The organism is Dictyobacter formicarum (assembly GCF_016587435.1).
The window spans coordinates 58,892-72,701 of record NZ_BNJJ01000006.1 but is presented as its reverse complement, the minus strand read 5'-3'; the positions used below and the strand labels follow the sequence as shown (position 1 = coordinate 72,701).

Here is a 13,810-nt window from a genome sequence, read left to right as displayed (position 1 = left end):
ACCGTAATCGATTACGAAACCGCTTTGGTCTGACAAAGTTTTAATATTCATAACTATCTCTGCTTCCTGTAATTTCTCACAGGAAGCAGCGTGAGCAGGATTGGCATCGTTGCCATCCATAAGGATACGTTATTTATGGCAAGGAAGCGTACTATTGATGATATTGCTCGCCTGGCGGGCGTATCTAAAACCACCGTGTCGCGTGTTCTCAACAGCAAGCCTGACGTAGACCCCAATACACGTGAACGTATTCTCCGTATTGTCAAAGAAGAAGGGTTTGTGCCGAGTGCTACTGCTACTGGTTTAGCCGGGGGGCGTAGCCACTTGCTTGGTGTACTTGTTCCCTCTTTTACCTGGCCTATGATTCCCGATATCGTTTGTGGCATTGCTGAAACGATAGGCAATTCCGCTTATGAACTTGTGCTTTATAGTCTAAATGACAAAACACGCGAAAATGGTGAGGGCGATGTCATTGACCATATCTTATCAACCAATCTTGTTGCAGGTCTGTTAGCGGTTTTGCCAGGGCAATCGTCAAAGTTTGTGCTTCGTTTACATCAACATGGTTTCCCCGTCGTTTTAATTGATGATCAGGGTGATCCTCCTCTGGTGCCCTGGGTTGGTGCCGATAACCAGTGCGGCGCATATGATGCTGTGAAGCATTTGCTGGCACTCGGTCATCGCCGTATTGCGCATATTCAGGGACCCATGAAGTACGTTTGCTCACGTGATCGTTACGAGGGATATTGTCGGGCTTTGCAAGAGCACGGCATTCCGGTTGATCCTGCGCTCGTCATTGAAGGCGCATTTGAAACGCCATCCGGACGAGAGGCTACTCAAGCGTTCTTCTCTCTGCCCGAAGATCAACGGCCAACTGCTATTTTTGCTGGTAACGACCTGATGGCTTTTGGTGTTCTGGCGTTTGCGGAAGAGCATGGTATTGACGTGCCTGGTGATCTGGCGCTGGTTGGTTTTGATTCGATCTCCTCTTCGGCTCTGGTGAGACCATCCTTGACAACCGTCAAACAACCTTTTCAAGAGATGGGCCAGCGTGGAATCGAATTGCTGCTCTCAATAATAGAGCAGTCAGATCAGCAACGCCTCAACGTGAGACCTGCCTTTGCCAGGGACTTTACGCGCCTATCCAGTTCTGACATTCATGAGCCATCAAGTGCTCCCCCTTTACGTATCCAACTGGCGACTAGCCTTGTTGTACGTGCCTCTTGTGGTATGCAACAAAGATCTTCGATCTCATCGGTATAATCGGCTCCCTGGCATTGTAGGAACGCTGCGTATTTTTTCTATGCGGCCCTCTATCCAGGAGTTTCGATTGCTATGCTGTTTTCGTTGTGCCATTAACAGGAGTAAGATCGATTGAAAGGAGGAACCGGAGAGGAAAGCTCCTCTGATACTATTTTCTATGCTGAAAAGGATTCCTAATGTTTCTTTATATCCAGGAGGTTTGAATGACACCGCAATCTCTGACAACGTCGTATAAGAGGAAGGGTGGGACAAAGGCGTGGCTATTCTCGCTCTTACTCATTCTTGGTGCTGCATTGGCTGCCTGTGGTGGTGGTGGTAATGGCACTTCTCAGAGCTCTTCGCACAACAATTATTTGACTATTCAGACAGGGCCAAACGGCGATTTTACCAGGAACTTTGGACCATATGCGCCTAATGCTAATCCAGGCACGCAGGGAATGGTGTACGAGACCCTGTTGTATGTCAATGGTTTTAGCAATAAAGTTACACCATGGTTGGCAACAGATTATAAGTTTTCCAGTGATAATAAGACTCTGACCTTTACTCTTCGTCAGAATGTCAAATGGTCAGATGGAAAACCGTTCAGCTCTGCTGACGTTGCTTTTACGCTCAATCTCCTCAAAAAATATCCAGCTGCTGATAGCAATGGCCTCTGGAATTACTTTAATAGCGTCACTACTCCAGATGATCACACTGTTGTTATCAACATGAAAAAGGTATATACCCCCATTCTGTGGAATGTTGGTGGCACAACATATATTGTGCCCGAGCACCTATGGCAGAATGTTGGTGATCCAACCAAGTATACCAATCCTAATCCTGTTGGCACTGGTCCGTTTGTATTGAAGAATTTCTCCTCTCAGCTGATCGACTACACAAAGAATACAAGTTACTGGCAGTCTGGATTGCCAAAGGTCGATGAGCTGCGCTATCCTTCGTACAACTCCAACCAGTCTCTTGAGCTGGATATGGACAAAGGTGTTCTCGACTGGGTCAGTCTGTACACCCCGAATTTGCAAAAGGGATATGTCGACCGCGATCCAGCCCATAACAAATACTGGTTCCCACCCAACAATGCTGTTTCGCTGATTATGAATCTGACAAAGGCTCCGTTCAATAATGTCAATGTTCGTAAAGCGATCAGTATTGCGCTAGACCGGGATCAGATGTCCAAAGTTGCGGAGAGTAACTTTGAAGCTGTTGGCAGTCCAACCGGTTTGCTGCTTCCGGCGCAGAAGGATTATCTCGCATCTGATTACCAGAATACTACCTGGCAGGCTCCTAACGTCGCCGAGGCGACAAAACTGATGGAAAGCGCGGGTTACAAGAAAGGTTCTGATGGAATCTATGTTGGCCCTGATGGCAAGAAGCTTTCCTTCAATCTCAATGTGGTTACTGGTTGGAGCGACTGGGTCACGATGTGTCAAATGATCAATAGTCAATTGAAGGCTATTGGTATCCAGACCAACGTGAGCGCCCTCTCATATGCTTCCTATATTAATGCGTTAAATATGGGTAGCTTCGATATGAGTATTGGTAGCTTCGGCGCTGGCCCGACACCATTCTATAGCTTTAACAGTATGCTGAGTAAAGCAAAGTCAGCTCCTATTGGACAGCAGGCGGCTTCAAATTTTGAGCGTTGGATGGACCCGGCGACCGAGAAACTCCTGGATCAGTATGCGACAACCACCGATCTGAATGCACAGAAGCAAGCCATTCAGGGACTTGAGAAGATCATGGTCGAGCAGGTACCGGTAGTTACCCTGGTCAATGGTGCCGCCTGGAATGAATATAGCACAAAGAACTTTACTGGTTGGCCTTCAGTGGACAATCCTTACGCAGTGCCACCCCCCTGGCAGTATCCTGATGCTGAGCAGGTGGTGTTGCATCTGACACCAGTACAGTAAATCCTCCTTATCGCGTACTAGTTTTTGCAGTGAGAGTTCCTATGCATACTGTTTTCATAGGGACTCTCTACTGTAACTTCAATTTGCTGTTCTGGTTTACTAGTAAGGAGTTCATGGATGCGTCACCTGTTACGCCGCATCGGCTTTTATCTGATTGCGTTGTGGGGATCGATTACCCTCAATTTCTTTATTCCGCGCCTGGCACCGGGCGATCCAGCACAGATCTTTATTGCCCGTTTTCAAGGTCGTATCAGACCTGAAGCGTTACATGCTCTTCAGCTACAGTTTGGCGTAACCAATGATCCGTTATGGGTGCAATACTTACAGTACCTGAATAGTCTGCTTCATGGGAATCTGGGACTCTCCATTACGTATTATCCCACTCCTGTGGCAGAAGCTATTGGACAGGAGCTCCCCTGGACATTGGTACTTGTGACTATTTCGTTGATTATTAGTTTTGGCCTGGGCACGTTGCTCGGCATTATTATTGCCTGGCGGCGAAACTCATTCCTGGATAGTTTACTGCCACCATTGATGACATTCATCAGCGCGATTCCATACTTCTGTATGGCGCTTATCATGCTGTATATCTTTGGCTTTACGCTCAACCTGTTCCCTTTGAATGGTGGGTATGATCGTTTCCTTTCGCCTGATGGGTCACCTGAATTCATTGCCAGCGTCATTCAGCATGCTGTGCTACCAGCGATCACGTTTGTGGTGGCTAGCATTGCCGGTTGGATGCTTGGGATGCGCAATTCGATGATTACCACGCTGGCGGAGGACTATGTGTTGATGGCGCAGGCCAAGGGACTGGTTAATCGGCGTGTCATGATGAATTATGCAGCGCGCAATGCGATTTTGCCCAGTATTACAGGCTTTGCGATCGCCCTGGGTGGAGTTGTGGCTGGCCAATTGTTTCTGGAGATCATTTTTTCGTATCCGGGTATCGGGTACGCGCTCTTCCAGGCTGTGCAGAACTCGGACTACGCGTTGATGCAAGGTATTTTTCTGGTGATTACGGTTGCGGTGTTGCTGGCCAATTTCCTGGTTGACCTGACATATGTTGTGCTTGATCCACGCGTCCGCCAAGAAAGGGGGTAAGACCAATGAGTTCTACGAGACCTGACGCCAACAATTCCCAGCTAGAAACCGGGTTAACGAACGTTGGCTCTACCAGTGGCGTTGTCAGTGTTGGGACCGCTGCTTCGGGTTTGCCGGGAACGAGTGCACCACCCGCGGTGAGTGGACGCATGCGTGATCTCTGGCGGATGGTGACGCTGAATCGGAAAGTGGGCATTGGCGTTCTGATCCTTGTCTTCTTTATCCTGGTGGCTATTTTTGGCCCACTCTTTATCCATCAAGATCCAAACACCTTGAATGCTGGACCGACTCTGGCGCCGCCGTCTGCGCAATTTTTGTTTGGTACGACACAGACGGGGCAGAATGTTTTTACCCAGACGATTGTCAGTACACGTTCGTCCATATTCTGGGGATTTCTGACCGCTTTATTGATTACGGCCTTTTCAACGTCTGTTGGCCTGGTGGCAGGTTACTGTGGTGGAACGGTTGATGATATTCTTTCTATCTTTATCAACGTTTTTCTGGTTATCCCTGGTTTGCCACTGGCTATTGTGCTGGCCGCGTTTTTCCCAAAGGGTGATTTAACGGTTGCGTTTGTGCTGACAATAACCAGTTGGTCGTGGAATGCGCGTGTGATTCGTGCGCAGACGATGTCGATGCGCAGCCGCGATTTTGTCCAGGCGGCGCAATCGAGTGGCGAAGGGACCTTGCACATCATTTTTGCTGAGATTTTGCCCAATGAAATCGCTATCGTGATGTCTGGTTTTATCGGAACGGTGGTCTATGTCATTCTTGCTGCTGCAGGTTTGCAATTTCTAGGATTGGGCAGCGTGACAAGTTTGAGTTGGGGGGCGATGTTGTACTGGGTCAATAATAATGATGCGATCCTGCAGGGTGCTTACTGGTGGTTTATTCCACCAACGTTGTGTATTGCTCTGGTCGGTACCGCGCTTTCATTGATCAATTTTGGTGTCGATGAAATTGCGAATCCACGCTTACGCAAAGAGGCAAAACCGAAAGGCAGCAAAGCGAAGAAAGTGGTGGCTTAATGGCTGAACGTATCAACTCTGATCTTCTGCTTGATGTCAGAAATGTCTGTGTCGATTACTATGCGGCCAATGGAACTGTGCACGCTGTACGTGACGTCAACCTTACGTTGAAGCGTGGTGAGATCCTTGGATTGGCCGGGGAAAGTGGCTGTGGCAAATCAACATTAGCGTTTGCGATTGCACGCCTGTTGCGTCCACCTGCTGAGATTACCGGGGGCGAAGTCCTCTATTATCCACGCCCGCATGCCGAACGGAAAGGGAGTATGGTTGATAGCAGGCGGGGCAGGAATAGTCCGCAGGAGGATGTCATTGACGTCTTGAGTCTGACACCATCGCAGCTTCGTGAATTTCGTTGGAATGAGTTGTCGGTGGTCTTTCAGAGTGCGATGAATGCTCTGAATCCGGTGATGACGGTTGGCACACAGATTATTGATGCTATTAAAGCCCATCGCCCTGATATGGGATCTGATGCATGCCGGAAGCGCGCGTTAGAGTTGCTTGAGCTTGTTGGTATCGCACGTGACCGTATCCGTAGCTATCCTCATGAGTTAAGCGGTGGTATGCGTCAGCGAGCGGTCATTGCGATTGCGCTGGCACTCAATCCTGAAGTCATTATTATGGATGAGCCGACGACGGCACTCGATGTTGTGGTGCAGCGAGAAATTCTTGAACTTATCAGTAATCTCTGTAAAGAGTTTAATACCGCGCTGATCTTCATTACACATGATCTCTCTTTGCTGCTTGAGCTCTCAGATCGGCTCGCTATCATGTATGCTGGGACGATGATCGAAAAGGCAACCAGCGCGGATGTGTACAAGCATCCTCGTCATCCCTACAGTTATGGTTTGCTCAATTCTTTTCCGACCTTGCATGGTCCACGCCGTAAAATGGTTGGTATCCCCGGTTCACCGCCCGATCTGCGCATGGATTCTGGTGGCTGTCCGTTTGCAGAACGCTGTCCGATGGTCTTTGATGCGTGTCATTCGGTTGTGCCTGAGTTACGTCCGGCCACGAATGATAATGCGGACCAGCTTGTTGCCTGTCATCTCTACGATCCGAAATATTCACGTGCAATACCCAGCGCGCAGGACTTTGCGAAAGGCTATGAGGCGCTGGCTGAAAGGAGTCTGGTGTAATGAGCACTTCTCGCTATGCTGATGATCAGACCAACCTGGAACTGCCCGCTCCTGTGCTGGAGGCTAGCAATCTACGCAAAGAGTTTCCTGTGCGGGGCAAGTTCTTTGGCCCTTCGCTGGCTGTTCATGCCGTTGAAGATGCGTCGGTTGCTCTGCGACCTGGACGCGCGACGGCTCTGGTAGGTGAAAGTGGGAGTGGTAAAACAACGGTTGCGCGTATGCTTGCCCGCATTTATAATCCAACCTCTGGTGCCATTAGTTTCCGAGGTGAACCAATCAAGCTGTCGAAGAGCGCGTCTGCCCTGCGTAAATATCGCCGCCATGTGCAGTTGATCTTCCAGGATCCATTTAGCTCACTCAATCCTGTCCATAATATTCGCTATCACCTGGCTCGACCGTTGAAGATTTTTGATCATGCACGCACCGAGCGTGAAATTACCGAACAGGTGCTGGCCTTACTACGGCGCGTCAGCCTCAGTCCTGCTGAACAGTTTATCGAAAAATATCCTCACCAACTCAGTGGTGGCCAGCGTCAGCGTGTGGCTATCGCTCGTGCGCTTGCCGTGCGTCCAGAGGTCCTGCTTGCGGATGAACCGGTTTCGATGCTGGATGTTTCTATTCGCCTTGATATCCTCAATCTTTTGTTACGGCTCAAAGATGAGGAGGGCCTGGCCTTTCTTTTCATTACGCACGATATCGCTAGCGCGCGCTATTTTGCCGAGGACACGCTGGTGATGTATGCCGGGCAGACAGTCGAGGGCGGACCCAGTGATGAGATTATTCAAGAACCCAAACATCCGTATACACAACTATTGCTTTCGGCCGCTCCCGATCCCGATCGTATCCATGCGGGCGCTCAGAGCACGGAGTTGACTGCACGGGGTGAAATTCCGAGTCTGATTACGCCACCAACTGGATGTCGTTTCCATCCTCGTTGTCCGCATGCGATGCCGGTCTGTAAAGAACGTTTTCCTGGCCGTACTGACCTGGGCAATGGGCATTGGACCAATTGTTTCCTCTACGGTGCAGGTGTGGGCCAATCAAAGACTGATGCTGCCCAGAGTGCCGATTAAACGTAGAAAACACATAAAAAGCAAATCGTAGGTGCGCCCCTTGCGAGCGCTTTTGCCTTCCACTCACAAGGGGCGCACCTACGTGTCGTGTTTCATTCCTAAAGGTGGGAAGCCTGCGCCATTGCAGGGGGATCTCCATCGCCGCTATTGGTGGCACAACCAATACGGGCAGCTGCGTTTCGTGGGTGATCCGTTCCACGATATGGTTCTCCAGATGTAAGCTTTGCTGATACTTTCCAAAGCGCGACGAGATGGCCAGCAGATGGAAATGCTGCTCGTGCTCGTTGCTGTTGTAGCTGCCAGCCTCTTTAAGGAGCGCATGTGCATAGTCGGTCTCAACCAGCGTTGACTCGCTCATACAGGCGCTGGCAACGACTTCCATCGATGCCTCATCAATGTCCTGAAACTCGTGCACGTGTTTCAGTTGCTGCTCTTTCACGATGTTCATAAGATCGAGCATGCTGCCCTGCGGAGCTGACTGTTGCTCTGCCGCGTATGGTGAGATGACTCGTGCCAGGCGAATGATTGGTTGAGTTGTGGCTGCCAGTCCTGCTACGAGGGATAAGGAACTCTTTACGACAGTACTGGCCTGAGCGAGATCGTCGATGCCCATCAGCACGCAGATAGGTTGTCCTGCTGGTACGTATGGAATGACCGGCAGCGGCCCGTGTTCGTGTATCAGAAAAACTGGCACCGGTGCATGTATAGCTACGCGCTCGGCCACGCTTCCTGGCAGCAGATATTTCAGTCCTGTATGGTGTTTGCGACTCAAGAGGATCAGGTCGCAGTTATGCTGCTTTACCTGCTCAATCAGCGACGGCGCGACCTGGCCCCAGCAGATCTCAATCTCCACATCAATCTCGTTTAACAGTGGCATGGCGGCGATATTAGTAAGATAGTCGAGGGCTTTTTGTTTTTCAGCTTCAATCAGGCCGTGTAAGGCATCCTTTTTCAGAGTAGATTTTCCATTGAAATCGGTACCCAGCGTGATGGCATGGACGAGTATTAATGATCCCTGAGCGGTACGGGCGAGCCGGGCCGCGATGGGAAGCGCGTGCTCTGTAGCTGGAGATCCATCAAGAGGAACCAGTATGCGCGTAAACATGTTGAAGCTCCTTCTCAAGCTTTATGACATTGTGAACGTTTTTTTCGTAGACGAGATACGGGTCCTGCCTTCATCGCCAGGAGAAAACAGAAGAATTCTTTACCCTATCTGCATTATTCACACTGTAATACCAATTCATCACAAGCATGTCACAGGAGATAGCTGCATCTCTCAGTGCAATCACAAAATTAGCTATACAGGTATAGCCGTATTCTGTGATTTCTTTGAGATGCGGGTTCATGGGCGCGAGACTATCCTATGATCAGGAAACGATATCTTCCTGCTCAATAGTCCCTATGGTCCAGATGATGAAGCCCTTTCATTGCTGCTGCAGCAATGAAAAAAGGTTGGGGACGCTTGTGTCCCCCAGCCAGGGGTGCTCTGCTTCCCGACATATGGGGAATCAACCACTATCTTAACTAGAAGATAGTGGTTCTTAAAAAGAAATCCGATGGCGAGCGCGCATAAGATGGTGCGCGCCGCCACTACTTTTTGGCTGGTACTAACTTCTTAGTGGCCTGTTTATAATCATCTGCGCTACTAGTATGGAATACCAGCTGGCTGGCCTGGCTCGGAGCCCCAACCTGGTTTAAGGTCAGGGTGTCGTTGTTGTCGTTGATTTTACCCATCAGTGTGCTGGCCTGGCCATTAATCGTAATTACCACATAGATGATATGGTTATCGCGATCATAGAGACCACTGGCCGGCGCTGTCAGGGATTGTGGCGCGCCATTGGCGAAGGCCGACAATTGTAGCTGACCCTTCAATTCACCATTCTCGTTGGTCCAGTGCAGGTAGTACAGTATTTTGCTGGCGCTGCCCGAGCCGGCTGGTGGTGTCAAACTTGAGATCCAATCGGTGGGTGGATCTTTGGGGCGATTGACAAAAAACAGCAGCGCCATCAGCAGGGCTACCAACACTACCGCGCTGATCGCACCAACCAGCACACTCTTTTTCACAAAGACGCCTGAGTGCGCTGGTTGAGCGGCCGCATCGTCTTCCTCTAGATCCTCGCCTTCATCTTCTGTAGCCTCGTTGGCTATAATTGTGTCTTCAGTGGATTCCTCGACAGCGGCTGGCGACTCAGAAAATGCCACTGGCTGTGGAGTCACCTCATCATCGGCGCTGGCATCGATAGTTGGCTGTTCTGCCACATCCTCATGCGCAGCAGCCTCGGAAGATGTGACAGGCTGTTCTGTTACATTCTCATGTGAAGCTGTCTCTTCTTCTGAGACAGGTTGCTCTGCCACATCCCCGTGTGAAACTGTTTCAGATGTGGGCGTTGGTTGATCAGGTGTTTTCCTGGCAGACTGGAGTTCTGACACTTTTTCTGGTTCCTCTCCCAATGGAGGCTGAGGAGGTACATTCATGAAATGATCGATCCTTTCGTCTCGGTGAAATACCGTTTTAGTGAAATACCATCGCCCATGTGAGCAAAAGCGAATGATAGCGTTTGGTCAATTTATAGGTAAAAATTAATAGATAATGTGAATAACGCATTATCCACATTATCTAATTCCATATTGTGCATCTTAACAGAGATCGGCATCGATGTCTAGCTATTGCTCCTATCTAACCGGCTTAGGAAGCTGAGCCATAAGCTTTTTGTGGCTCGCGGCACGATGGACTGAAGCGCGCTGGCGGGCCGATCAGCGTCAGGTTCGAGCATCTTTCCGTTTGAGGAAAATGCCGATCGCGATAGTGAGTAATATCGTAATCAATCCCAGGCCAACCCATGATAGTACCAGGCGATGGAGCGCATCGGTCTGGCTATAAATTGAGTAGAGGGTACTGTGATAGGTCGGGTCATCTCCAAAGAGTTTGTCTCCACCCGTCGTGTCGGCGTGCAACCCGATTGATGATCCTAGCGCGGCCATGGCCCAGCGCGTAGGAAAGATGGTGGCTATGATTTGTGTGACCCAGTCTTTTAGCGGGATAATTGCTCCTGAAAAGATGACCTGCGGCAGCAGGATAATTGGTACCAGGCTGATGGCTCGATCATTGTTTGGAGCGATCGCCGAGATCGTCAGGCCAATCATCAAACCGGCCAGGGATGTCAGGCAGAGCGTGATATAAGTCTCCAGTATGGGTGAGAGGAAGACGCCTTGCCGCAATGGTTCTCCGATCTCAACCACCAGGGTCAGAATGGCGCTCTGAAAGAGACATAGCAGACCCAGCACGACGATTTTGGAGAACATGTAAGGCAGGATGCCCAGATTGACAGTGCGCTCGCGTCGGTAGATAGCGGCTTCCTTCACGATTTCTCGTGCCCCATTGATACAACCAAAGAGGACCGTGGCAAAGGCCATAATAAACAGTACTTTTTGCGCGTCGGTACCGGGTCCCTGGATCAGAAATGATTGCAGGGCCTGAGCCACGCTGCCTTTTTGCTGGACAAAGAGCTTCGCATTGGCATCCGTATTCAAAAAGTGCAAGACCTGCTGACAATCAATCAATTCTGTGCGCTGTGCCTGGGGGAGAGCCAGCGGACCGGATGAGGTTAGAATCTGCGTCCGGCATTGTGTTAATTTGTTGGCGTCAAAAACGCCGGCGCCTACTTCGAAGCGTACCATGAGTACTAGCATGATCGCAATAACAGGAGCCTGTAGCAGCAGAATGAACAGATTGCCAACGTCATTTCTGAGTAATTCCAGATAGCGCGCCGAGAGTAGCATAAATTGAGTCCATCCCTGACCGCGGCGTTTCGAACGCTGTTTCTTCCTGGGAGGCGTCTGCGCGGTTGTCCCTTCCGGTTGTGACTGAACCTTCTGCTCACGCAGTGGTTCAACTATATAGCGCTGATAATCTGCCGAGTTGAGAAAGCGCTCTTCCGCCTTTTGTGGAATATCTGGCTGATCCCGCGTCGGCTCCAGTGCACTATAGATCTCACTGAAGTCCGTCTTCTCAAAGAAGGTTTTGGCCTCATTTGGCGGTCCAAAGTAGGCGAGCCGTCCACCTTGCGCCAGAAAACAGACATAATCGCAGGTATTGATATTATTTGTCGCATGCGTCACCAGCACAATAGTCCGTCCACGATCGGCGAGGCGGCGTAGTAGCGCCATCATCTTGCGATCCAGGCCCGGATCCAGACCCGAAGTCGGTTCATCGAGGAAGAAGACGCCTGGATTGGCCAGCAGCTCAAGCGCGATTGAGACGCGTTTGCGCTGACCGCCAGAGAGTTTGCTGACTAGCAGATGACGGCGCTCCGTCATTTCTACATCTTCAAGCACTTCGTTGATGCGCCAGGCAATCTGTTCTTTGGTGAAATCACCCGGCAAGCGCAGTTTCGCCGCATAATAGAGTGCACGCTCAACGGTCAGGTCGCGGTGCACAATATCATCCTGAGGCACATATCCCAGCTGTGTATTGAAGGCGGCCAGGTTACGATAGTAATCAACCTCGTTATAGAGCACCACGCCCTCTTGTGCCGGGCGTAACCCGTTCAGCGCATCCATCAAGGTTGACTTGCCCGCCCCTGAACCACCAACCAGCGCCACAAATTTGCGCGGCGGAATCACCAGCGAAATGTCATTGAGCAAGATAACATTATTATTGCCGGCTTTTTTCAGATGCAGCGCCTCAATCCGAATATGGTTGCTTTCATCATAAGGCCGCAGTTCAGTCCCGGTGTAGGTCAATCGATAGGGACCGATGCGGATCTCGTCGCCAGTGCGCAGCAGCTTATGCGATACTTGCTCGCCATTGATATAAACGTGATTGGTACTGTTCTGGTCAAGCAGTCTGTAACCACCGGTGACTTTTTCCACAATAGCGTGGTGCGCCGATACCTGTGGATGATTGAGCACGACCATATTATCAGGCGTGCGCCCAATCGTTAGCGTATTTTCTTGCAAAACGATCGGCGCCATCGCCGGCAAATTTTCTGCTGGCGCTTCTGTCCCCGCGTCGTATGTTAACGTTACCAGGGTGCCGTGTTCATCGCCAATACGGAAAATATCGCCCGCCTGTAATTGGTGCCGAAACACTTGATCTCCCCGAATATGCTGGCCTTGATACCATAATCCGTTTAACGTTTTCCCGCGCCTGGGATGAGGATGAACTAAAAATAGCTTATCCTCTTCGCGCACAATCTGCGCGTGCCAGGACGAGACAATGGGGGTATCAATGATGATCTCATTAGAAATGTCGCGTCCAATATTGCTAACCTGTTGTGTCAGGTATGCCACCTGGCGCTCGCTCCTGGTATTGCTGCTGATCAGCAAAGAAGGAACGTTACCGGTGGAGATGTGCGCCATTACTGTCGAATCGGGCGCATTGGGGATCTGAGCGAGACCCGGCCATTGCGATTTATTATTACTAGAAGCGATCTCTGTCTGCTTTAGCGATGGCTGACTGGAGGACGGTTGAGGCACTTGAGAGATAGGTGCTGGCGGCACGGGATAGTTTGCATTGGGGGTACTGGCCGCCGATGGAACTTGCTGTGTTTCAGGGTAGCGTAAAAGAAAAACAAAGCTGACCGTTGAACTCAGTTTTATCACATCGTTATGGTGTAGTTGAGCCTGGGTTGCTTGCTGCTCATTGAGCGCAAGCATATTTCCTTGCGAAATATTTTCAACCCTCCATGCATCACCAAGCCAGCTCATGCGCACATGGTATCTGGAAATGCCGAGGTCAGGCACGATAATATCGTTCTGCTTCTCGCGGCCAAGCGTCACAACGGGTTTCTGAAAAAAGAAGACCTTTCCAGTTAGAGGCCCATTTAAAAAGCGCACAGCCGCCTCTGCAAAAGGCTTTTGTAGTGTTTCCAACCGTAGAACTCCTGGCATAAATACTAGTGGCAAACACTCCGACACATACTTCATAGTATATCCTATGCTTTATGAACGAGCCAATAGCTTTTATTTGGGCGTGGCATTCTCTATTGATGTATATTCTAAATTAAAGTAAATGCTTTAATAAAGCGACCTTTTTGTGTATGTTGCAGAAGATATACCGCGGTATATCTTCTGCAACATACACATGAATCACCTTTCTGCAGGGACCACCTCCGCATTCGTTCGCGTATCATCTGCTGGCCCAGGAGCCGATCAAGACCAATGGAGGAACGGTGCGCATTGTAGACTCCTCGAACTTTGCGGCGGCTCTGGTTGAGATCGAGCCGGGTGGAATGCACGAGCTACACTGGGATTTTTTTGCCCTTCTAGCTCGGTGAGCATCAAAAATGCGCCCACGAGGG

8 protein-coding genes and 2 pseudogenes are annotated in these 13,810 nt (G+C 50.1%); 7 read left to right on the top strand and 3 right to left on the bottom strand.

What is annotated here, in order from left to right:
* Positions 1-135 precede the first annotated feature (135 nt).
* The 6 genes from JMI88_RS11890 (at position 136) to JMI88_RS11865 (ending at position 7,508) form a co-directional block, all read left to right on the top strand.
* Positions 136-1,263: a LacI family DNA-binding transcriptional regulator gene (locus tag JMI88_RS11890; RefSeq protein ID WP_201362048.1), complete on the top strand. Its 1,128-nt coding sequence runs from the start codon at positions 136-138 to the stop codon at positions 1,261-1,263.
* 203 nt (positions 1,264-1,466) lie between these two features.
* Complete coding sequence (locus tag JMI88_RS11885; protein ID WP_201362047.1) at positions 1,467-3,170, top strand: ABC transporter substrate-binding protein; 1,704 nt, start codon at positions 1,467-1,469, stop codon at positions 3,168-3,170.
* Between the two features lie 117 nt (positions 3,171-3,287).
* On the top strand, positions 3,288-4,271 hold the full coding sequence (locus JMI88_RS11880; RefSeq protein ID WP_201362046.1) for an ABC transporter permease: 984 nt from the start codon (positions 3,288-3,290) through the stop codon (positions 4,269-4,271).
* Between the two features lie 5 nt (positions 4,272-4,276).
* The gene (locus JMI88_RS11875; RefSeq protein ID WP_201362045.1) at positions 4,277-5,299 is read left to right on the top strand and encodes an ABC transporter permease; all 1,023 of its coding nucleotides are present in this window, start codon (positions 4,277-4,279) and stop codon (positions 5,297-5,299) included.
* Positions 5,299-6,435 carry an ABC transporter ATP-binding protein gene (locus tag JMI88_RS11870; protein WP_201362044.1) on the top strand — a complete coding sequence of 379 codons (1,137 nt, stop codon included), beginning with the start codon at positions 5,299-5,301 and terminating at the stop codon, positions 6,433-6,435. Before JMI88_RS11875 ends, JMI88_RS11870 begins: the two co-directional genes overlap by 1 nt.
* Positions 6,435-7,508: an ABC transporter ATP-binding protein gene (locus JMI88_RS11865; RefSeq protein WP_201362043.1), complete on the top strand. Its 1,074-nt coding sequence runs from the start codon at positions 6,435-6,437 to the stop codon at positions 7,506-7,508. The genes JMI88_RS11870 and JMI88_RS11865 overlap by 1 nt, the downstream gene beginning before the upstream one ends.
* 685 nt (positions 7,509-8,193) lie before the next feature.
* Here the strand turns inward: JMI88_RS11865 and JMI88_RS39380 are convergent.
* From JMI88_RS39380 to JMI88_RS11855, 3 genes and pseudogenes are all read right to left on the bottom strand, one after another.
* A pseudogene (locus JMI88_RS39380) lies at positions 8,194-8,613 on the bottom strand (universal stress protein); the annotation flags it as partial.
* Between the two features lie 485 nt (positions 8,614-9,098).
* Positions 9,099-9,983, bottom strand: coding sequence for a hypothetical protein (locus tag JMI88_RS11860; RefSeq protein ID WP_201362042.1), 885 nt, complete (start codon positions 9,981-9,983; stop codon positions 9,099-9,101).
* A gap of 285 nt (positions 9,984-10,268) precedes the next feature.
* Positions 10,269-13,382: an FHA domain-containing protein gene (locus JMI88_RS11855; protein WP_236022908.1), complete on the bottom strand. Its 3,114-nt coding sequence runs from the start codon at positions 13,380-13,382 to the stop codon at positions 10,269-10,271.
* Between the two features lie 230 nt (positions 13,383-13,612).
* Here JMI88_RS11855 and JMI88_RS40645 point away from each other — a divergent pair.
* Positions 13,613-13,759 (top strand): annotated as a pseudogene (locus tag JMI88_RS40645) (oxalate decarboxylase); the annotation flags it as partial.
* Between the last annotated feature and the right edge of the window lie 51 nt (positions 13,760-13,810).

Coding starts and splice junctions, on each gene's coding strand:
- JMI88_RS11890 (WP_201362048.1), top strand. CDS start 136: ATGGCAAGGAAGCGTACTATTGATGATATTGCTCGCCTGGCGGGCGTA.
- JMI88_RS11885 (WP_201362047.1), top strand. CDS start 1,467: ATGACACCGCAATCTCTGACAACGTCGTATAAGAGGAAGGGTGGGACA.
- JMI88_RS11880 (WP_201362046.1), top strand. CDS start 3,288: ATGCGTCACCTGTTACGCCGCATCGGCTTTTATCTGATTGCGTTGTGG.
- JMI88_RS11875 (WP_201362045.1), top strand. CDS start 4,277: ATGAGTTCTACGAGACCTGACGCCAACAATTCCCAGCTAGAAACCGGG.
- JMI88_RS11870 (WP_201362044.1), top strand. CDS start 5,299: ATGGCTGAACGTATCAACTCTGATCTTCTGCTTGATGTCAGAAATGTC.
- JMI88_RS11865 (WP_201362043.1), top strand. CDS start 6,435: ATGAGCACTTCTCGCTATGCTGATGATCAGACCAACCTGGAACTGCCC.
- JMI88_RS11860 (WP_201362042.1), bottom strand. CDS start 9,983: ATGAATGTACCTCCTCAGCCTCCATTGGGAGAGGAACCAGAAAAAGTG.